The organism is Halocatena halophila, assembly GCA_027563145.1.
GTDB lineage: Archaea > Halobacteriota > Halobacteria > Halobacteriales > Haloarculaceae > Halocatena > Halocatena halophila.
This window is the reverse complement of the sequence record CP071307.1, coordinates 348,307-368,459: the sequence shown is the minus strand read 5'-3', so window position 1 is coordinate 368,459 and position 20,153 is coordinate 348,307. Positions and strand designations below refer to the sequence as shown.

Genomic DNA, 20,153 nt, shown 5'->3' with positions numbered 1-20,153 from the left:
GCTCACTCGAAGCGAACGCCCAGATCGTGCATTCCGTCGTTGTTCATGGCGAGATTGATGAGAAGCGGTGTGAGTGCTTCAACGCTAGCTGTAGCCGATAATCCGCCGCCATCAATCGCGCGAATGCCATCGAGCTCGCTTGCGAGCTCTGTGACGGTGGCCGTCGCCGCCTCATCGTCGCCGGTGACGACCACGTCGGCTTCGATTGCCGTTTCGAGCGAAGCGAGCGCGCCTGCTGCCAGATTCTGGAATGCGCCGACCACTGGAACGTCGTCGGGGGCAGCCTGTGCAGCTGCCTGAGCAACACTCCCAGCCGCCGGCGGATCGTAGACAAATCCACCCGGCCCTCGATTCATGCTGACGGCTGGGCTGACGAGCACGTCACCCATATTGAGCGATGATTCGATCGATTCGATCGTCGAGACGACATACTCCGGTGGAACGCTACAGACGATCACGGAAGCGCGCTCGGCTGCGGATTGGTTGCTCGAGCCAGTGATCTCACCGGCGTCGTCTCCGAGTCTGGTAGCGTACGCATCGGCGCTCGCGGTTGCCTTTTCGGGCGTTCGTGAACCGATGTGAATCGTGTGGTCAGTGTCTCGTATAAACCGAAGCGCCAGCCCTTCTCCAATGTCACCCGTGCCGCCGAGGAGTGCAATCTCCATGAAATGATCGTCGGAGTCGGCTACCGAAAAACTTCCGACGCCGGCGAGATCGGTCGGTGGCGCACAAAAAACCGTGGCAAAAGCCACAGATCAGTGTGTCTCCAGCAATCTATTTGGCCACCGTGTACCCAGCCGGACACACCCGCGCCGTTTGGAGCCGGTATGGGTGATAGTGCATGCACGTGGAACTAACAATTAATGACAGCCCGAGAGAGCTTTTCGTAGACGAATCGGAGTCGCTGGCAACAGCGCTCAGACGAGCCGGTCACACCGAAGTCCTCTGTGGGTGCGACGGTGGAACCTGTGGTGTCTCGAAAGTGTTCGTGGACGATGAGGTACGGATGGCATGTGGAATGGACGCCCTGGAAGCTGACGGAACCGCCGTTCGGACCGTCCAGGCACTCGGTCGGCAGGATGCGTTGCACCCGATTCAGCAGGCGTTTATCGATCACCACGCTGTCCAGTGTGGATTTTGTATCCCTGGGATGATCATCGAGGCCGCCGCACTGCTTGAGGAAAACCCCGATCCATCGCCGGAAACCGTCCGGGCGGCGATCGACGACACACTCTGTCGGTGTACCGGGTACCAAAAGCCCGTTCAGGCCATTCTGGACGCAGCAGAGCGACTGCGAACGCCGCCAGTGGCTGACGATGGAGTGATCGCTAATGAGTGATTCGGTCGGCGATTCGGCGGAGACAGCGGATGCGCATCCACTGGAGTGGGACGAACCCGAAGATAACCGAAAGCCGCCCGAAGATCGCACTGCTGTTTCCAATCGCGTCGAGAAGGTCGACGACGAAAAGCTGGTCACCGGCAATGCCCGCTACACCGCAGATTTCGTCCACAACTTTCGGTCCGTGGGTCGGGTCTCGGTGGTCCGAAGCGAGATTCCCCACGGTCGTGTCCTCGACATCGATCGGAGCACGGCAGAGTCGATCGACGGCGTCTGGGCCGTCCTGACGCCAGACTCCGATATCATTCCAGAGTCCCTGTACACCAGTGCCGGACAGTCCTATCCCGAACCGAGTCCGTGGGATATGCACGTCCTGCACGAACACGTCAGATACGTCGGCGACCCAGTCTGTGCGGTCGTGGCCGTCGATCAACCGACGGCAGACCGGGCGGCCGAAACGATCGAGGTATCCTACGAGCAATACGAACACGTTGTCGATCCGGAGCTCGCATTTTCGAGCGACGCCCCCCAGCTGTTCGGGCCAGACGAGGTTGACAATGAGATCGTCGGCCACGACTACGATCGCAACCGGATGGCACACATCGAGGGCGAACTCGGATCGGTGTCATCGGCGTTCGAGCGCGACGACTGTGTGGTACACGAGACGACATGGGAGACAATCAGACAGTCACACGCCAACGTGGAAAAACACACGGCGCTTGCCTACACCGACGAGGACGACCGACACGTTCTTATCACGAGCACGCAGGTGCCACACCACACGCGCCGACAGCTCGCCCATCTGTTCGACATACCGATCCGTGATATTCGCGTGAAAAAGCCACGCGTTGGCGGTGGGTTCGGTGGAAAGCAGGCGATGGTGATCGAACCCATTGCGCTTGCCTGCTCGCTTGCGGTGGATCGGCCAGTCCTCTATGAAGCGTCTCGCAGAGAAGAGTTTGGCGCAATGCGCTCGCGCCACCCAATGCGCGTTCGAGCTCGGTCTGCTGTGACCGAGGACGGCGCTATCGAGGCGCTTGAGCTGTACGCACTCTCGAACACCGGCGCGTACGGCAGCCACGGCATGACGGTCGCTGGCAACGTTGGCAGCAAGCCACTGCCGCTCTACTCGAAGGTTCCCAACGTGCGGTTCGAGGCCGACATCGTCCACACGAACACCCCTCAGACGGGAGCGATGCGTGGCTACGGTGCGCCACAGGGTACCCTCGCGCTTGAGGGCCATCTCGATGTGGTTGCGCGCGATCTCGGCGTCGATCCAATCGCATTCAGACAAGATCACTACATGGAGGTCGGCGACCTTGACGAAATCGCCGGGATGATGGGTGGTGAGGGAGCAGAGCGTCGGATCAGATCCTGTGGTCTGGACGAGTGCATCGAGCGCGGCAAAGCCGCCATCGGATGGGACGAACTCGAACAACCCGATGATCCGGACTGTCATCGTGGCGTTGGGATGGCGCTTTCTGCACAGGGCACTGGTGTCGCGGGCGATGAACTCGGCGGCGCACAGCTAATGCTCAACGAGGACGGCTCGTTCCATCTCCACGTTGGTGGCGTCGACATCGGTACGGGAGCGGATACGGCGTTCGTCCAGATTGCGGCCGAAACGCTTGGCTGTTCGCCCGAGACGATCATCATCAAGAGCTCCGATACGGACGTGACGCCCTTCGATTACGGTGCGTACGCCTCTTCGACCACGTATATCAGCGGCATGGCGGTTCGAAAGGCCGCTGCTGGGGTTCGAGAACGACTGTTCGAGTGGGCCTCGCGCATGCTCGACGTACCGATTGGGTCGCTCGTGGCTGTGGACGACCGTGTCCGCTGTGAGACCACCGGCGAGTCGGTCACGTTCGAGGAAATCGGATACGAATCGATGTACGGTGAGGACGACCGCGAGCACATCATGGCAACTGGCTCACACAGTACGGACGAGAGTCCGCCGCCGTTTGCGGCACAGTTCGCCGACGTGACGGTCGATTCGACCACCGGCGAGTTCACCGTCAACCAGCTCGTCGTGGCCGTCGACTGTGGCGTTGCCATCAACCCCGGCATGGCGGAGGGGCAGATCGAGGGTGCAAACCATATGAGCTACGAGCTGGCCGTCAGCGACGGCATCACAGTCGATGCTGATGGCGCCGCGACCGTCGAGTCGTTCGACGAGTACGGACTTCCGAGCGCAACCGAGACGCCACCGATTGAGGCCATCCTGGTCGAAACCCACGAACCAACCGGTCCGTTTGGCGCAAAATCCGTCGCGGAGGTCCCAACGAACACCGTTCCACCGGCCCTCAGCAACGCGATCGCGGATGCTGTCGGCGTTCGAATCAGTTCCATGCCGATCACGCCGGCCACAATACGGGACAAACTCACAGAGTGACTGTGTCGGTGCCAACGTATTTGTGGCCCGTCAATAATTGTGGACAGCGATGGAGTCACTCGGCATACTGCTCACGGGTGGTCCGTTCGACAGCCAGCGTTGGCACACGGCGTACGAACTGGGCCGCACAGCACTCGATCGTGGTCACGAGGTAACGTATTTCCATTATCTCGACGGGACGTTCGTCCCAGTACAGACACAAACACAGCCAGAGTGTGGTCCCGGTGCGCCGTACGATCCACTCCCGGTGGATGCGTTTCGCACATTGCTAGACCGAGGTGCGACGGTGATCTGTTGTGGTCTCTGTGTCGATATACGTGGCCTTGACAGGGAGGCGGCGTATCCTGATGGCGTGACGGTTGGTCTGCTCGGTGATCTTGCCGAGCTGCTCGGTAGCGTTGATCGGGTGATTTCGCTGTGAAACGCGATGTGGTCGTGTTGCTGACGCGATCTCCGCACGGCAGAATCCACGCCGGCGAGGGACTCCGTGGGGCGCGTGGTGTGGCCGCTGGCTTCGACCACCACGACGTGACGGTGATTTTCACCGGCGATGGCGTGTACGGTGCCCGCGCGAGCGCAGACAGGGACGCACTCGGGTTTGGCGACCAGCTCGCACAGCTCTCCGAGCTCGGTGGAACGCTCATCGTCGATCGCGCCGCGATGGAGCGTCGTGGCCTCGTGCCATCCTCGATCGCGCCGGATCTGCGTGTCGAGCCCGGCCCGGCTGTGATCGATCGAATTCATGACGCCGATTGCACACTCGATTTCTGAACATGTTATACCTGATTGATACACCATTGGCACCCATCGGAGAACGGGCGGCGCGAGCGGACGAGTCTGCGGTAGTCGTTCTCATCCAGGACGGCGTGGAGCTCTCACCGGATCTTGACGCCCCACTATACGCCATCGAGTCCGACGTTCGTGCTCGGGGCGTCACGCCCCCTGCCCCAATCACACCTATAGATTACGACCAGCTGCTCGAACTGCTCGAATCACACGAGGTGCGATCGTTCGTATGACACTCACGGAACTACTCGCCGACCGAACGCGGACGAATGGCCCCGAAATACTGGTGCAGATCGTCGACACGACAGGCTCGACGCCGCGGTCAGTCGGCGACGCCATGGTCGTCACCGAGAACGATACCCACGGAACGATCGGTGGGGGGACCGTCGAGCATCTGGCGATCAAGGCCGCCCGTGACGTGCTCTCGGGCGACGCAGACCCTGGTCTGCGAACGTTCGATCTCGAGCGCGGTGGAAACACTGGCATGGTCTGTGGCGGAACAATGACGGTGTCGGTGACATCACTCGAACAACCGGCACGGCTCGTCATAGCGGGTGGTGGTCACATCGGTGTGGCGCTTTCGGAACTGGCTGTGCGGTGTGGCTATCACGTCACCGTGATCGACGACCGGGAGTCCTACGCCACAGCTGACCGATTCGACGACGCCGTGACGGTCGTCATGGACGGATACGCCACCGCACTGGATGCGATGACACTCACCGAAACGACGGCCGTGGCGGTGGCAACTCGTTCGAGCACGTTCGACCGGGAGGCACTCGCCAGCGCACTCGATGGAGAGGCAGGATATCTTGGCGTCGTCGCCTCAGAAACCAAGGCGGCTCACATCCTGGACGGTCTTCGAGACGACGGTTATTCTGATCGTGCCCTCCAGCGGGTTCGTGCACCCGTCGGTCTCACGCTCGGGGGAACCGGCCCGGAACACGTCGCGCTCTCGATTCTCGCGGAGCTGACAATGGACCTCCACGACGCCAGTCCCGAGCGAGCCACGGCGTGTAATCTCGAAGATCTGGTTGTTGTCCGTGGCGGTGGCGATCTCGCGAGCGGCGTCTGTTATCGACTTCACGAGGCGGGCGTTCCCGTTGTCATTACCGAACAATCACAGCCGACGGCGGTCAGACGGCTGGTGGCGTACGGGTCAGCGATCGATGCGGGCGAAATCACCGTTGCAGGTGTCACCGCTCGTCGAGTGGCTTCGCTCGATGGTGCCATACGGACGCTATTCGACGGCTCGATCCCGGTGATTGAGGACCCGGACGCCTCACGCGTTGGCTCGTTCGCTCCACACGCCGTTGTGGATGCGATTCTTCCGAAAGGGAGATTCGACACTGGAACCCGTCGTGAAGATGCTCCCATTGTGATCGGGCTCGGCCCAGGATTTTCCGCCGGCGAGGATGTCGATGCCGTCGTGGAAACCCATCGTGGCCACCAGCTTGGCCGGGTGTACTACGATGGAACCACGGATCCATACGATGGAACTCCGGGCGAACGCAACGGTGTAACCACCGAACGCGTACTCCGTGCGCCGACCGCGGGAGAGTGGGAGACGACAGCCGAAATCGGGGAACTCGTTGAAGCCGGAACTGCCGTTGGCTACGTCGAGGAGACGCCGGTCGAAGCCCAGATCGATGGGCTCCTGCGTGGATTGCTCGCGGATGGACGAGCGGTAGACTCCGGTATGAAACTCGGGGACGTTGATCCACGGGGAAGAGACGTCGATCCAGCCACGATCTCTGATAAGGCGCTCTGTGTTGGCGGTGGCGTATTGAGCGCACTGCTCGCACTCGGTCAATAACTGATCTGCTCGATCGTTGGGTCGTCGAACACCACTCCGTCGCCGTCGGTGACATGGCCTACCGGTCGATAGAACACGCCTGCCTCCCCGAGTGCTGATTCGACGGCGGCTCGCTCGCCGGGAGGGACCGAAAACAGCAGCCCTCCACTGGTTTCTGCAGTTTCACCGGTTCTGAGTCCCGCTCCGAACAGTTCTGCGAGTGCTGGTGTGCTCTCGATCACTGGCAGGTGCTCAATCGCGAGGCCAACACCCGCCTGCGTTGCGATCGATCGTCCAGCGCCGGCGAGACCGAACCCGGTTACGTCGGTGGCCGCGGTTGCCAGCGGTGCGATCGCGTTCGCTGCAGTCGCATTCGGCGTGGTCATCCAGGCGACGGCGTCGTCCCGGATCGCATCGATCGGTCGATCGACGGCCGCAGTGAGCTGGTCGACGAGCGGCGGATCCTTGATCCGGGCTGCGCCCATGGCTGGCTGGATTCCCTGGGGTTTCGTACAGTAGAGTTGCTCACCAGGGCTCGCTCCGTCGGTTCGTAACAACTGCTCTCGTGTGGTTGTGGCCGTGATTGCGCCCCCGGCAAACGGCCAGGGAGACACGATCGTGTGCCCCCCGGTGATTGTTCCGCCCATCTGCGCGAGTGCGTCGCTCATCCCCTCAAGGATTTTTGGTGCGATAGTTGCATGGCCGGCCGGCAGACCGAGTGTGACGAGACAATCGAGCGACTCGGTTGCGCCGGTCGCGAACGCGTCGCTGGCGGCGTTACAGGCCACAATTTGGCCGAATTCGTACGGATCGTCGAGAATTGGCGTGAAAAAGTCCACCGTTGAGACGAGAAAGCGCTCGTCCGAGAGCCGACGAACCGCGGCGTCTTCCCCGATCGTCCGCTCGTGTGCGGTTGTGGCCGGAAGTGAGGTCTCTTTGAGTAGCTCCTCCAGCGAAGATTCATCCAATTTGCACGAACAGCCGTGGCGTTCGACCATCTCCGTCAGCGCCAGCGCTTCATCCGTCTTCATTCGGCGCCTCCATCGCGGTATCTGTCCCTGTGGGTTTGATCTGTAGTTCGAACTCTCCATCCGGGGCCGATCGCTCAGTAACCCCAAAGCCATGGTTCGAACAGAGTCGTTTCAAATTCCGTTTTGCGGGTGGGAAATCACCACGGACGATGAGTAATTCGTCGGCGTTCACTGTCTCCAGTGCGTCGCGGACCAGTAGCGCTGGTCGCGGACAGACCTCATCGCGCACGTCTACGCGAGCCATAGCGTCCGTCGATTTCGGAGCCACAAAGAGATAGTGGGCAATCTGTCGGCGAAACGCTTAGGTACAATGGACAGGACTCCACGAAATCATGCAGCTCTCCAGTGCGCTCGGACTCGGTCCCAAAGCGATGGTGGCGTTCGTTGGTGCCGGTGGGAAAAAAACTGCCATGCGACAGCTCACGCTAGAAGGCCTCCGACAGGGCCACCGCGTGGGATACACGACGACGACGAAGATGCCGGTTCCGTCCGGGATGACTGTTCACGTCGGACGGCCGGAAACGATTCCCGATGCTATCGAACGCCCAGTTGCTCTCGGAGCAGAGCGTGTTGAAAATCCCGACCGCGTCGACGCAAAGCTCGATGGATACACACCATCTGTGCTCTGCGACGCTCCCATCCGTGATCGATTCGATTGGCTCATGGTAAAAGCAGACGGTGCACGCCAGAAAGAACTCACTGCTCCGGCGGCACACGAACCCGTCATTCCCGGCGGAGCCACCCACGTTGGTGTCGTCGCATCGGTCCGTGCCGTCGGCGTGCCCGTCGAAAGCGAGCTGATTCACCGATCCGAACGCATCAGTGCGATCACTGGGCTATCGAGCGACACGCCGCTTACGACCACGGCGATAGGGACGTTGCTGGCGAGCCCTCAGGGTGTGTGTGCCGACATCGATCCGACCATGACGGGTGTTCCAATCGTCAACAAGGCTGACACGGAAGCGTTGTGTCGTCGTGCTCGGTCGGTGGTGCGGACGGCAATCGACCTGCGCGATCAGTTCGACTGGGGACTAATCACGTCGTTTCGGACCGGTCATCTCGAGCGAGTCGAGGCTGGCGGTGAGCAGGCCGGGAGTCGGGTGGGCGTATGAGTAGGGACACACGAGCACCGGTTGGTGCACTCGTCCTCGCAGCCGGTATGAGCCAGCGCTTTGGCTCCGCGAACAAGTTACTCGCCACGATCGAGGGCGCGCCGATCGTGTATCACGCAACCGCCATCGCCTGTGCGAGCAGCGCAACGCCCGTCGTCGTGGTGACGGGTGCTGAGAGGGGAGCAGTCGCATCGGCGGTTCGTTCCTGTTCCGTCGCAGTGCGGTACAACCATGCGTACGCGAGTGGACAGGCGAGCTCAGTCAGTCTCGGTGCCAAAATTGCACGGGACGATGGCTGGGCTGGGCTCATTTATTGTCTGGGTGATATGCCATTCGTCGCCCCGTCTACGCTTGATCGACTTGTCGATCGGTTTCGGTCGACCGACGCGACGATCGTGTATCCGGAGTACGACGGCCAGCGAGCGAATCCTGTCCTGTTTGGGGAACGCTGGTTCGATGCGCTCGTCTCGATAGAAGGAGATCGTGGCGGCCGCCAGCTTTTCAATCAGTGTGACAGCACCGCGGCAGTACCGTGTGCCGATTCAGGTGTCGTTCGGGATATCGACACTCCCAACGATCTGGAACGCTACTGTGACTGACATCCCTGTAACCAGGCTGCTCAGTGGGTATAGCCGCCGGCAGTCACCCAGAAGTAGCCAACGAACAACAATGCCATCACGAGCTGGGCAACGTGTACGTCGTCGTGATCACCCTTGGCGAGTTTCACCAGCGGATAACTGATGAGTCCAGCTGCGATGCCGTTCGCGATCGAGGCCGTCAATGGCATCAACACGATCGTGAGCCCGCTCGGAATAAGCCACTCGGCCCTGTCCCACTCGATGTCTGTGACGTTCTGAAACATCAATAATCCAACGAAAATCAATCCAAGATACGACGCAAACGTTGGAATTGCCGCTATCAACCACACCACCGGCAACGAAAGCAAAAACGCAACCCCAACCACGAACGCCGTCAGTCCGGTTCGACCACCTTCTTCGACGCCGGTCGAACTCTCAACCACGGTCGTCACCGTCGATGTGCCGATCGCCGCGCCGAATGTGGTTCCAATCGCATCAGCCAGCAACGGCCGGTCCATCTCGGGTAAGTTGCCGTCGTCGTCGAGAAACCCACCGAACTGTGCGACGCCGAGCAGCGTTCCGGCGGTATCGAAAAAATCGACGAAAAAGAACGTAAACACGACGATGATAAACGTCTGTGGATCGACAGCCGCGAATCCGTCGATGAACGAGCCCACCAGCGGCATCACGTTGTACTGCATCTCTGGCATCGACGCTGGCGTGAGGACGCCCTGTTCGACTACACCGGCGATCGTCAACCCCCAGCTGGCGAGCGCCGTTGCACCGATGCCAATCAGTATGGCACCGGTTGTTCCTCGGGTGTAGAGCACGACGATCGCACACACGCCGGCAAGAGAAACCAGCGCGACCGGATCGCTCGCGACGGCTCCGAGCGCAATGAGTGTGTCCGGATTTCCGACGGCGATCTGGGTTTCGATGAGTCCGAGCAACAACAGATACAGCCCGATACCCGCTCCAATGGCGTATTTCACTGGCTGTGGAAACAGCTCGATGACGGTGCGTCGAAGGCCAACTGCAGATAGCGCCGTGAACAAAAGCCCTTCGACGAACACCGCTGCCAGTGCGGTCTGCCACGGCACGCCCAGACCGTTCACGACTGTCACCGCGAAATACGCGTTCAGTCCCATTCCTGGTGCCAGCCCAAAGGGGCGATTGGCATACAACGCCATCACGAGACACGAGAGCGCACTCGCCAGAATCGTCGTGATGGCGAGCATCTGAAACACCTCTCCGGTGGTGTAGCCGGGGATCGTTATTGCCTGTGAAAGGATCGCTGGGTTCACCACGATGATGTATGACATCGTGAGAAACGTCGTCAGGCCGGCGACGATTTCCGTCTGAATCGTCGTGCCGTGACGGTGTAGTTCGAACGTTTCGATGAGCCGACTGGAGTCGAACAACCGGTCTGTCAACGACCGACGGTTGACAGACACAGTTTGTAACTCGTCATCGTCTGGCATGTACTGTTCGGATTCCTAATGAATCAAAAATATTTGGTACACAACCGTTTACTTTGGGTCTGGTATGTCAGAAGTGTGTGGAACACGAACTGTGTGGCAAAGACACACTGTCGTGTGGAGACCTGTCTTTAGGGGCCGACCGCACCGACGATCGGGTGATGCGACGACGAATTGCAACCGACGATGCACCCAATGCGGTTGGTGCGTACAGCCAGGCGACGACGAACGGTGATATTCTCGTTACGGCCGGCCAGTTGCCGATGACGCCGGATGGGACCTTACTCGCTAACGAATCGGTCGGTAAACAGACCGCACAGGCGCTCTCGAACGTCGCTGCCATTCTCGACGCCGAGGATCTCACGATGGAGGACGTACTGAAAGTGACGGTGTATCTCGATGATATCGACGATTTCGAGGCGATGAACCAGACCTACAGCGAGTTTTTCGGAACGAAGCCCCCTGCTCGGAGTGCGATCGAGGTCGGAGCCGTTCCGAAAGGGGCCGCACTCGAAATCGAAGCGATTGCCACACGATAGCTTCTCAGTCACTAGCTCTCATCGGGAACGGTGATGGTGAGCACGAACTCACGCTCGCCGATTGGGCCCCCGGAGACGTGAAAGCCACGACGGTAGCAGGCACGTCTGATCGAACGCTCCGCTGGTGGGTAATCTCCCCGAACGGTAAGCTGATCGGCTGGCTGGAGTTCCATAAGACACCGTCGAACGACAAGTGTCGTCCGTGGACAGACCGTGTTTCGAACGTCGAGTTCCATACCCGCGGATCGATGTCGGCCGTGCTAACTCTCACGCGACACACGCCGGTGTGTCCCCACAACGTACTTATGTGGGGTTGGAAAACCGATCACGGCATGGGTCTGTCACGACGAGCGTTGCTCAGTGGGCTGACAACAGTATCGCTGGCCGGCTGTCTCCGGTCAAGTGGGGCCAATGCGCTGACGATCGGGATCGTTCCCGACGTGGATCCTGATACGGCAATCTCGAAGAACACGGCGCTTGCCGACTATCTCGAATCAGCGCTTGGACGACCGATCGAGCTACAAACGGCGAGCGAGTACGCCGGTCTGGTCCAGGCAATGGCCACAGACCAGCTTTCTGTTGCGTACTTCGGTGGTGTCTCGTATATGCTGGCACACGAGCGGGCGTCGGCGACGCCGTTTGTCGTGGGAAAACGTGACGGAACGACGAACTGGCACACTTCGTGTATCGTTCCGTCGGATGCTCCACAGCAATCGATGGCTGACGTCGTTGAATCGGCGTCGTCTCTCGAACTGGTGTTTGGCGATCCAATCTCGACGAGTGGGACAGTGATGCCGACCTATTATTTCGAAACGAAGTTTGATCTGACACCCACAACGGCGTTCGCATCGGTCACCCACACCGGTGCCCACGACGCAACGGCAAAAACCGTCGGTGCCACCGACGGCACTGTGGGTACTCTCAACGCGAGGATCTTCGAGCGACTCCGCGAGGAGGACTCCGCTGATACGATTCGAGAAATATGGCGCTCTCCAGGATTTGTGGACTATCCATGGGCCGTTGGACCGTCGGTCTCAGCATCGTTGCGCGCCGACCTTCAGGAGGCGTTTACTTCGCTTTCACCGGACGAACACGAGGAAATCCTCGCCTCACAGAACGTCGATGAATACGTTTCGATCTCTCACGAGGCGTTCACATCACTCGAGACCGCCGTCGAGATGGCGGGTGTCGATCTGTGAGCAAAGTGTCTGGTTCACCCCTGCTTTGTGTTTCTGGTGTCAAAAAGTGTTTTTCGGGAGCGTCGGTTCTGTCGGATATCTCCTTTGTGGTGTCTCCCGGCGAACGGATTGCCATCGTCGGTCCCTCCGGTGTGGGCAAGACGACGCTACTCAGGCTCCTCGCCGGTGGGATCGCGCCGGATGCAGGATCGATAACGGTCGATGGCCACCCTCCCGGTCCCGGCCAGCTCCAGTTAGCCTACCAGGGAACGACGCTCGTTGGACACCGAACGGCACTGGCGAACGTCCTTGTTGGCGAGCTGGCCGCCCAGTCAGGAGTAACCGGGCTGGTCGCGCCGTTTGGTGGTGGGGACACCGATCGCGCGCTCGAGCTCCTGCGGGCCGTTGGACTCGGAGACAAAACTGACACCAGGGTCGACCAGCTGAGTGCAGGTCAGCGCCAGCGCGTCGCGATTGCGCGGGCGTTGCTCGCCGATGGGTCGATCGTGTTGGCAGATGAGCCTACCGCCAATCTCGATCCGCAGACTCGGTCGTCGATCCTTGAGTTGCTCGATACCGTCGTCGGGTCACGGCCGTTGCTCGTTGCGTTACATGATATTGAACTCGCAACGAGCCGATTCGATCGCGTCATCGGGATGGCAGACGGAACGATTGCGTTCGATGAACCCGTGACGGCCGTAACCGATGGGAGATTGGCCGAACTGTTTGCCGACGAATCGGAGCACCAACGTCAACCGTCGGTCGAGCAGTCGACACCAACGCCAGCACGGCACGGCGGTGGCTGGTATGGGTGAGCACGCTCCCAGCAGTCACCGCCGGCGCTGGCAGGGCCGGCTGGTTGCTGGAGCTGTTTGTCTGGTTGTTTCCGGCTGGATCGTCTCGTTCGATCCAGCAAAACTGGTCGCGCCAACCGCTCGTCAGCAACTGCTGGCGTTCGTTCAGTCCGGATTTCCACCAGATCTCAGCCGATCGTATCTCGTCAGTCGAACGGTTCGAGACGGACTGCTGTGGGCGATCGTCGAGACGCTGGCGATCAGCATCGTCGGAACGGGACTCGCGGTCTGTTGTGCCGTCCCCGCATCGCTGCTCAGTGCCAGTTCAGTCACCCACGAAGGACCGCTCTACGTTGGAGCGAGTCAGCGGCGACTGGTGAGTGGGCGACTGGTTCACACTGGTGTTCGCTGGCTCTTATCGTTCTGTCGTGCCGTCCCGGAGATCGTCTGGGGCGTGCTGTTCGTTACAGCACTCGGCCTCGGGCCGTTTGCGGGCGTGCTCGCGCTTGCGGTGCACAACACGGGCGTACTCGGCAAACTGTTTGCCGATTTCTTGGAGGAGACGGATCCACTGACCACCGAAGCGGTCGCCACCGTTGGCGCTTCCAGATTGCAGGCCGTCTGTCACGGCATGGTTCCACAGATCACCGCGACGGTCGCCTCCTACACGGTGTATCGGTGGGAGTGTACTATCCGGTCGGCCGCCGTGCTCGGATTTGTCGGTGCGGGCGGCATCGGGTATCATCTCCTGCTCACCGTGCAGCGACTCCAGTATCAGCGATTAACCACCGCGATCATTGCGGTGTTCGGTCTCGTGCTCTGGAGCGACTGGCTCGCCTCACGTGTTCGAGCGTCTCTCGGATGAGTCAGTGGCTGGCTGGTGGCTCGTGTGTCTCGTCCGGTGGCAGCTCGATTGCGCTCGCCGCCGCACGAACCCGGTCACCGTCGATCGTCTGTATCTGGCCTTCCTCATAGCAGATCTCCCCATCGACCATAGTGAAGACGACATCATCGCCGTGTGCGGCGAAGACGACGTGCGAGAGGGGATCGTGGAGGGGGGTTGCGCGGGTGAGCTCGGTTTCGAGGCCGATAATATCCGCGTTCCAGCCGGGCCGTAGGGCACCGAGTTTTTCGAAGCCGGCGGCGCGCGCGCCGTTGATGGTTGCCATTTCGAAGATCGTCGGAGCTGGCGTCGCGGTCGGATCGAGCGCGTCAACTTTCTGGAGGAGGCTCGCCTGTTTCATTTCGGTGAGTCCGTCGAGTGTGTTGTTGCACGGCGGGCCATCATTCCCGAGAGCGACGGTGATGTCGCGCTCGAGATACTCTTCGATGGGGGCAATGCCGGAGGCGAGTTTCATGTTTGACGATGGACAGTGCGTGACGTTGGTGTTGGTTTCAGCGAGGAGCTGGCGTTCGTCTTCGGAGGTCCAGACACAGTGTGCGAGGATGACATCCTCGCCGGTGAGACCAACTTCGTGGAGCCACTCGACGTTTCGCATGCCGGTGTCCTCCTGGACGGTTTCGATTTCGCTCTGATTTTCGCTGGCGTGGGTGTGAATGCGAACGTTCTCGTACTGATCGGCGAGTTCGCGAGCGCCGCGGAGACAGGCTTCAGAGCAAGAGACGGCAAAGCGTGGGGTGACGGCATAGCGAATGCGATCGTCGAACGAGCGGTGATAGCGCTCAATGAGCCGGCGTGATTCTGCGAGGCCGGCTTCGGTGTCCTCACGGAGGCCCTCGGGCGAGCGCTGATCCATCAACACCTTCCCGAGCAGCCCGCGAATGCCGAGCTCGCCGGCCGCCTCGAACGCTTCGTCGGCGTGTGAGACGGAAAGATGGTCGATCACCGTGGTGGTGCCGCTCTCAAGACATTCGAGATAGCCGAGCTGGGCGGCTACGCGCATCTCTTCGGCCGATAGCGACGCCTCCATCGGCAACACGTGATCGAACAGCCAGTCCAACAGCTCAGTGTCGTCAGCAATCCCTCGACCGAGACTCTGCACCGAGTGGACGTGCCCGCCAACCAATCCTGGCATCACGATCCCGAACTGGCGCTCATCGTGGGAAGGAAACTCTGCACGCATGGCCGAGCGCTCTCCCACCGCCTCTATCCGGGAGCCGGTTACCACTACGCCACCGTCGGCGATGATCGTTTCAGTATCCGCGATGACCGTTCCTGTCAGTAACATCATCGCGGAACAACACCGAACGCCGTCAATAGAATGGCGGCCAACACGCCACACACGAGCCACACGCGGGTTGGGTCACTGTGGTGGTGACAACGATCCAGACTTTAGACTCATCTGGACGATGAAATCGTGACGTACTCGACGTATTTGATGCAGTCGTACGCTGAGAGCTCCGCTGCGGTCTCGCCGGTGACCCCAGCGCCACGCTCGTTGGCACAGAACTGTATCAGACAGTCCATGGCAGCATCCGACAGCTCGTCAAAATGACCGACCGCTCCCTGGACACTGTTCGGTCGCCCCCGATCGAGTGTTATCGATTGTGTCATGGTATCGCGTCGCTGCCCAGTTCTGGTAACTCACTAATGAAACTACTGGCAGCAGATCTACGTGTGGACATGGGACCACTGGCACGATTCGCACCCACGACCGGTCCGTTCGAATGAGACAGACTGCATCCGGAACGATTCCGTGGCTACCCGAAGAACTATCATTAATAACCCACACGGACGGAGCATGGGATCACAGGCAACTGAAATCATCTCGATCGGTGAAACGCTGCTCTCTCGGTATCCAGACGAGTTCACTGCCGACTTTGAGGCGAACAAACGACGTGTCGAGCGGCTTACGGACGTGGAATCGACCCGCGTCCGGAATCGAATTGCTGGCTACGTGACGCGACAGCTCGCTGCTGAGAATGGCACTGAGAAATAGTTGGATGATATAACTGGTTTGTATGGCAAATTCTTCCGTTTTCTGGAAAAATCTGTTATTACGGAGAGATACGGGGCAAGCCGATCGATACTGGGTAACTGAGAACTGATCTGAGACTACAATTCTGTACACATGTGCGTAACCATAATTATAGTCTGGATTAGTGTATCTCCTTACTTCTGATTTGAATTTGTCTCGGATGATCGCTTTCGCCGTCGTGCGTTGAGACAGAAAAACACCGGCTGTCGAGATTCTTTCGCATAGCGATCGGGGCGTCGTTCAGCAAACGCCGCTGTGGGCTGTGGTTCGACGACCGATTCAATCGCAAATCCAGCATCGAGTATGGGCTGGATCATCGCTTCGAGCGGTCGCCGGTAGTACGGAATTTCGACGTCCCAGGATTTCGTACACCGCTCGATGTCGAAGTAGTTCTGCGCGTCCTCGTTTTCTGTGCCGAATTCGTCGAATGGATGGGTCGTCGCAATCACGAGCCAGCCCCCAGATCGACAGACGCGGGCGAACTCACGAAACAGTGCGTCCCAGTCTCTGATGTAGCTCACTGCCAGCGAGCTGACAATCCCGTCGAAGCTGTCGTCAGCGAACCCAAGCGGTTCGTTCAGATCTGCCCGCAGCACATCCCCGTCACCATCGAGGCGATCCCGTGCCCGAGCGAGCATTTCAGTGCTACAATCGATGCCAACCACGCTGGCACCCTGATCTGTGAGCCATGTCGAGTAGGCTCCCGTTCCACAGCCAGCATCAAGCAGTTGCTGTCCCGATACGTCACCGAGCAGGTCGGTGATCGCCGGAAACACAATGTGTGCGTTGTACGCATTGGACTCGACGTCGTCCGTGTAGGTGGCTGCGAGCTCGTCGTACGCCCGTGCTGGTGAGTGGAGATCGTCAGCTGGCATGGAATCGGGCGATATCACTGCCGGTGGGGTAGCCGTTTCGATTCGCACTGCCAAGGGGTTACAATCGTGTGGATGAAAGCAACGCAGATGACACCGGACGACGAACTCGAGGCAATTGCCACGGCAGCGGCCACTGTTGGGGGAACAGTGCTCCGCCATCGATATCAAACGACCGACCGGGAGCTCACCTACGAGAACACTGACGTCTCAGCACGGGCCGACGTGGCTGCAGAACGCCGAATGCTCCCGGTAATTCGGACCGCGTTTCCGGAGCATGCGGTCTACTCTGAAGAGGCCGGTGATCACGGCGGAAGCGAGCCATATCAGTGGTTCGTCGATCCCCTGGACGGCACCAACAACTACGCGGCTGGGATTCCAGGCGTTGCCAGTGCGGTCGCCGTCGAACACGATGGAACACCGGTTGTTGCGGCGATCTACCAGCCGATTTCGGATGTACTGCTGGTTGCCAGACAAAACGACGCCATCACACGCAATGGTGTGGCAGTCGCCGCCCCGACTGTCCCGTCGCCAGAAGCGAGCGCCGTTGCCACAATTATCGGGCGATCGGTTCCACAGACGCCGGCGCTGAAAGCTGCGTTCGATGAGATGGAAACCGCCATCAACGCGCGCGTCAAACGGGTGATACACAGCTGGGCCCCAACCGTTCATACGAGCGCGTTCGCTACCGGAACTATCCAGGCGATAGTTGCGTTCCACCCGAACGAAGAAGAGCGAGCTGCGATCGAGCTGTTCGCCGCCGAAAGCACAGCAACCGTTCGATCCGCTGGGGGGCTGCTGGTGGGGGCACACGACGAGCGACTGCTAGAACTGCTCTGGGATGTGACGGATGAGCTGACAGAGAACACATAGATGGTTGTCACGATCCGATGGGTTTTTGGTCGCCACAGTACCCCAGCTACAGTAGAACACACTGGATTGAGTTAGCGCTACAATGACGAAACAACGATACACCGAAATCACGATCGTCGGCGAAGATTCCACAGGTCTGATAGCGAACTTCACGAATCTCCTGTTCGAACGCAACATCAACATCGAGGATCTGGACCAGGCCGTCCAGGACGGGCTGTTCCGGATGACGATGCACGTGGATGCGACCGAAATGGTCTGTCGCGAGGCGACGCTTCGCGAGGACCTCCAGGAGCTGGGCGACGAGCTCGGCGTGAGCGTACAGATCCGATTCCCGGACGAAGACGACTCGCGGAACATAGGCGTGCTGGTAACCAAAGAGTCTCACTGTCTCGAGGCGCTCATAGAGGCAGTCGAATCGGGCGCACTGGAGGCAACCATCGCGTGTGTGGTCGGGAACCACTCCGATCTGGAGCCGATCGCTGCGCGCGCTGGAATTCCGTTCTACGACATCGGCGACGAGAACGGAACGCCAGACGAGACCGAGCTTCTCGAACGGCTCGATGAGTACAACGTAGAGCTGATCGTCCTGGCAAGATACATGCGAATTCTGAGCCCCGAAGTGGTGTTTCGGTACGAGCGCCGGATTATCAACATCCATCCGTCGCTGTTGCCGTCGTTTGCTGGGGCCGAACCATATCGGCAGGCAATCGATGCGGGTGTTCGGGTGGCCGGGGTGACAGCTCACTACGCAACGACAGATCTCGATCAAGGGCCGATCATCACACAGCGCGTCTTCGATGTGCCCGACGATGGAACGCCCGAAACGCTACAGCGGCGCGGACAGCCTCTTGAGGCCGAGGCGCTTCTCGAGGCCGTTCATCTCCATCTCTCCGATAGCATCTATGTTCACAACGGCACGACCCATCTCCGCGAGGACGTTGACAAAGCTGCAATCCAGCTTGGCACCCCGACCCAGCTTGAGGCAGCCATCCCGGATGGACCCACAGATGACACAGACGTCCCACTCGGGGCACAAAGCGAGTGATTGTGGTAGCGAAAGACACTTTGTATCCCCATTGCTTGCCCAGATATGGCCCAATCCAGTCCGTCTCGGTCCAACGTTCCACGTGATCGGTTCGATTTCACGCACCGAGCAACAACCGACCAATCATTCGAGAACGCACTGGAGGCCGCACGAAGCGGTGATCGGCTGTCGATCGAGGACGGCGTCGCACTGTTGACAACCGGGACGGACACACCCGGCATCGACCTCGCACGCAAAGAGCAGGTGCTCGAGCTCGCCGATCGTCGCCGACAGGAACGAGTTGGTGAGGAGGTCACGTTCGTGGCGAATCTCAACAACAACGTGACCACCGCCTGTAACACTGGCTGTCTCTTTTGCAATTTCAAAGATCGGTCGAAGCTGTTTCTTCGCGAGGGGCCCGAATCACACGATGGCTTTACGAAACCCCCTGCAAAATCGCGTCGCATCGTCCAGGACGCACTCGACACTGGTATCTATGAGGTGACCTCCGTCTCCGGGCTCCATCCCGCCTTTGCGCTCGACGACGATCATCGCGAACTGCTCGAAGCAAGCGAGCGCGGTGATCTGAACTACAAATCACCCGAGCGCTACACCGTCGATCCGGGAACGTATGTCGAACAGATTCGGGCGATGGCCGTCGGTGGCGTCCACCTCCATTCGATGACTCCAGAGGAAGCCTACCACGCAAAACGGGGGGCTAACTGGGGGTACGAGACGGTGTACGGCCGACTTCGTGATGCTGGACTCGACAGTGTTCCGGGAACGGCCGCCGAAATTCTCGTCGATGAAGTTCGTGACGTGATCTGTCCGGGGAAGATGAACACGGACGCCTGGCTTGCAGCGATGCGGGCGGCCGCGTCGGTCGGACTCTCCACGACAGCGACGATCATGTATGGACACGTCGAAAACGAGCGCCACCGGATCATGCATCTCGATCGGATCCGTGATCTACAGGACGAAATCGGTGCGATCACAGAATTCGTGCCGCTCTCGTTCATACACCAGCAGACGCCGCTGTACGAAGAGGGCTACGTCGACGATGGTGCCTCGATCCACGAAGACGAGCTGATGATCGCCGTCTCCAGGCTCTATCTCGACAACATTGACCACATCCAGTCTTCGTGGGTGAAATATGGTGACGAAGGCGGCCTGAAAATGCTCTCGTGTGGAGCGGATGATTTCATGGGGACGATCCTCTCAGAGGAGATTACTCGACGCGCCGGCGGTCGGTATGGGCAGGCCAGATCGTTCGCCGAGTACGTCGAGATGATCACGGCAATCGGTCGCACGCCGGTCGAGCGATCGACGGATTACACCGAGCGCCGCGTGATCGATCCGGACGATCCCCCGTTTGGCCCACAGCTTGGTCCTCGTGCCGATGGGACGCCACTGCTTGAGTGAT

Annotated in this window: 24 protein-coding genes; 16 read left to right on the top strand and 8 right to left on the bottom strand. The window is 59.8% G+C overall.

The annotated features are described in order from the left end of the window. Positions 1 to 2: 2 nt before the first annotated feature. Positions 3 to 665 carry an NADPH-dependent F420 reductase gene (npdG, locus tag JXQ78_RS15875; RefSeq protein WP_330633557.1) on the bottom strand — a complete coding sequence of 221 codons (663 nt, stop codon included), beginning with the start codon at positions 663 to 665 and terminating at the stop codon, positions 3 to 5. Positions 666 to 841: 176 nt separating this feature from the next. Between npdG and JXQ78_RS15870 the strand changes: the two genes are divergently transcribed. Genes JXQ78_RS15870 through yqeB form a run of 6 tightly spaced genes read left to right on the top strand, consistent with a single transcriptional unit; the run spans position 842 to position 6,333 of the window. Continuing rightward, entirely contained in the window at positions 842 to 1,339 is a 498-nt protein-coding gene (locus JXQ78_RS15870; protein WP_330633497.1) for a (2Fe-2S)-binding protein, read from the top strand. Next, complete coding sequence (locus JXQ78_RS15865; protein WP_330633496.1) at positions 1,332 to 3,734, top strand: xanthine dehydrogenase family protein molybdopterin-binding subunit; 2,403 nt, start codon at positions 1,332 to 1,334, stop codon at positions 3,732 to 3,734. The genes JXQ78_RS15870 and JXQ78_RS15865 overlap by 8 nt, the downstream gene beginning before the upstream one ends. 49 nt (positions 3,735 to 3,783) lie before the next feature. Next, positions 3,784 to 4,155 (top strand): DsrE/DsrF/TusD sulfur relay family protein, encoded by a 372-nt coding sequence (locus JXQ78_RS15860; protein WP_330633495.1) that lies wholly within the window; start codon positions 3,784 to 3,786, stop codon positions 4,153 to 4,155. Continuing rightward, positions 4,152 to 4,505, top strand: a complete 354-nt coding sequence (locus tag JXQ78_RS15855) for a DsrE family protein (protein ID WP_330633494.1) — start codon at positions 4,152 to 4,154, stop codon at positions 4,503 to 4,505. The genes JXQ78_RS15860 and JXQ78_RS15855 overlap by 4 nt, the downstream gene beginning before the upstream one ends. Positions 4,506 to 4,531: 26 nt before the next feature. Beyond that, the gene (locus JXQ78_RS15850; protein ID WP_330633493.1) at positions 4,532 to 4,753 is read left to right on the top strand and encodes a DsrH/TusB family sulfur metabolism protein; all 222 of its coding nucleotides are present in this window, start codon (positions 4,532 to 4,534) and stop codon (positions 4,751 to 4,753) included. Then, positions 4,750 to 6,333, top strand: coding sequence for a selenium-dependent molybdenum cofactor biosynthesis protein YqeB (gene yqeB, locus JXQ78_RS15845; RefSeq protein ID WP_330633492.1), 1,584 nt, complete (start codon positions 4,750 to 4,752; stop codon positions 6,331 to 6,333). The genes JXQ78_RS15850 and yqeB overlap by 4 nt, the downstream gene beginning before the upstream one ends. On the opposite strand, the gene selD is transcribed toward yqeB, so the two are convergent. Both selD and JXQ78_RS15835 read right to left on the bottom strand, forming a co-directional pair. Beyond that, positions 6,327 to 7,343 carry a selenide, water dikinase SelD gene (gene selD / locus JXQ78_RS15840; protein WP_330633491.1) on the bottom strand — a complete coding sequence of 339 codons (1,017 nt, stop codon included), beginning with the start codon at positions 7,341 to 7,343 and terminating at the stop codon, positions 6,327 to 6,329. The two genes, yqeB and selD, sit on opposite strands and share 7 nt — an antisense overlap. Next, positions 7,330 to 7,587, bottom strand: a complete 258-nt coding sequence (locus tag JXQ78_RS15835) for a sulfurtransferase TusA family protein (protein ID WP_330633490.1) — start codon at positions 7,585 to 7,587, stop codon at positions 7,330 to 7,332. Before JXQ78_RS15835 ends, selD begins: the two co-directional genes overlap by 14 nt. A gap of 88 nt (positions 7,588 to 7,675) precedes the next feature. Between JXQ78_RS15835 and yqeC the strand changes: the two genes are divergently transcribed. Together yqeC and JXQ78_RS15825 are read left to right on the top strand one after the other, a co-directional pair. Continuing rightward, entirely contained in the window at positions 7,676 to 8,455 is a 780-nt protein-coding gene (yqeC, locus tag JXQ78_RS15830; RefSeq protein WP_330633489.1) for a selenium cofactor biosynthesis protein YqeC, read from the top strand. Then, a complete protein-coding gene (locus JXQ78_RS15825; protein ID WP_330633488.1) occupies positions 8,452 to 9,054 on the top strand; it encodes a nucleotidyltransferase family protein in 603 nt (200 codons plus the stop codon). The genes yqeC and JXQ78_RS15825 overlap by 4 nt, the downstream gene beginning before the upstream one ends. 20 nt (positions 9,055 to 9,074) lie before the next feature. Here JXQ78_RS15825 and JXQ78_RS15820 read toward each other — a convergent pair whose 3' ends face one another. Then, on the bottom strand, positions 9,075 to 10,514 hold the full coding sequence (locus JXQ78_RS15820) for an NCS2 family permease (protein ID WP_330633487.1): 1,440 nt from the start codon (positions 10,512 to 10,514) through the stop codon (positions 9,075 to 9,077). A gap of 158 nt (positions 10,515 to 10,672) precedes the next feature. On the opposite strand from JXQ78_RS15820, the gene JXQ78_RS15815 reads away from it, so the two are divergent. After that, complete coding sequence (locus JXQ78_RS15815; protein ID WP_330633556.1) at positions 10,673 to 11,050, top strand: Rid family detoxifying hydrolase; 378 nt, start codon at positions 10,673 to 10,675, stop codon at positions 11,048 to 11,050. 11 nt (positions 11,051 to 11,061) lie between these two features. Here JXQ78_RS15815 and JXQ78_RS15810 read toward each other — a convergent pair whose 3' ends face one another. Beyond that, positions 11,062 to 11,286: a sulfurtransferase TusA family protein gene (locus tag JXQ78_RS15810; protein ID WP_330633486.1), complete on the bottom strand. Its 225-nt coding sequence runs from the start codon at positions 11,284 to 11,286 to the stop codon at positions 11,062 to 11,064. A 96-nt stretch (positions 11,287 to 11,382) separates the two neighbouring features. Here JXQ78_RS15810 and phnD point away from each other — a divergent pair, with 96 nt between their 5' ends. Genes phnD through phnE form a run of 3 tightly spaced genes read left to right on the top strand, consistent with a single transcriptional unit; the run spans position 11,383 to position 13,887 of the window. Next, positions 11,383 to 12,249 carry a phosphate/phosphite/phosphonate ABC transporter substrate-binding protein gene (phnD, locus tag JXQ78_RS15805; RefSeq protein WP_330633485.1) on the top strand — a complete coding sequence of 289 codons (867 nt, stop codon included), beginning with the start codon at positions 11,383 to 11,385 and terminating at the stop codon, positions 12,247 to 12,249. Then, entirely contained in the window at positions 12,246 to 13,043 is a 798-nt protein-coding gene (locus JXQ78_RS15800; protein WP_330633484.1) for a phosphonate ABC transporter ATP-binding protein, read from the top strand. Before phnD ends, JXQ78_RS15800 begins: the two co-directional genes overlap by 4 nt. Further along, positions 13,036 to 13,887 carry a phosphonate ABC transporter, permease protein PhnE gene (gene phnE, locus JXQ78_RS15795; protein WP_330633483.1) on the top strand — a complete coding sequence of 284 codons (852 nt, stop codon included), beginning with the start codon at positions 13,036 to 13,038 and terminating at the stop codon, positions 13,885 to 13,887. The genes JXQ78_RS15800 and phnE overlap by 8 nt, the downstream gene beginning before the upstream one ends. 1 nt (position 13,888) lies before the next feature. Here the strand turns inward: phnE and JXQ78_RS15790 are convergent, their stop codons facing one another. Beyond that, a complete protein-coding gene (locus JXQ78_RS15790) occupies positions 13,889 to 15,211 on the bottom strand; it encodes a 5'-deoxyadenosine deaminase (protein ID WP_330633555.1) in 1,323 nt (440 codons plus the stop codon). Positions 15,212 to 15,321: 110 nt separating this feature from the next. Continuing rightward, a complete protein-coding gene (locus JXQ78_RS15785; RefSeq protein WP_330633482.1) occupies positions 15,322 to 15,537 on the bottom strand; it encodes a hypothetical protein in 216 nt (71 codons plus the stop codon). A 187-nt stretch (positions 15,538 to 15,724) separates the two neighbouring features. Between JXQ78_RS15785 and JXQ78_RS15780 the strand changes: the two genes are divergently transcribed. After that, the gene (locus JXQ78_RS15780) at positions 15,725 to 15,922 is read left to right on the top strand and encodes a 30S ribosomal protein S17e (protein ID WP_330633481.1); all 198 of its coding nucleotides are present in this window, start codon (positions 15,725 to 15,727) and stop codon (positions 15,920 to 15,922) included. A 173-nt stretch (positions 15,923 to 16,095) separates the two neighbouring features. Here the strand turns inward: JXQ78_RS15780 and JXQ78_RS15775 are convergent, their stop codons facing one another. Then, the gene (locus JXQ78_RS15775; protein ID WP_330633480.1) at positions 16,096 to 16,836 is read right to left on the bottom strand and encodes a class I SAM-dependent methyltransferase; all 741 of its coding nucleotides are present in this window, start codon (positions 16,834 to 16,836) and stop codon (positions 16,096 to 16,098) included. 87 nt (positions 16,837 to 16,923) lie between these two features. Here JXQ78_RS15775 and JXQ78_RS15770 point away from each other — a divergent pair, with 87 nt between their 5' ends. From JXQ78_RS15770 to cofH, 3 genes are all read left to right on the top strand, one after another. Then, on the top strand, positions 16,924 to 17,706 hold the full coding sequence (locus tag JXQ78_RS15770) for an inositol monophosphatase family protein (protein ID WP_330633479.1): 783 nt from the start codon (positions 16,924 to 16,926) through the stop codon (positions 17,704 to 17,706). 82 nt (positions 17,707 to 17,788) lie between these two features. Continuing rightward, positions 17,789 to 18,751 (top strand): formyltetrahydrofolate deformylase, encoded by a 963-nt coding sequence (locus JXQ78_RS15765; protein WP_330633478.1) that lies wholly within the window; start codon positions 17,789 to 17,791, stop codon positions 18,749 to 18,751. A 45-nt stretch (positions 18,752 to 18,796) separates the two neighbouring features. Beyond that, positions 18,797 to 20,152, top strand: a complete 1,356-nt coding sequence (cofH, locus tag JXQ78_RS15760) for a 7,8-didemethyl-8-hydroxy-5-deazariboflavin synthase subunit CofH (protein ID WP_330633477.1) — start codon at positions 18,797 to 18,799, stop codon at positions 20,150 to 20,152. The last annotated feature ends 1 nt before the right edge of the window (position 20,153 follow it).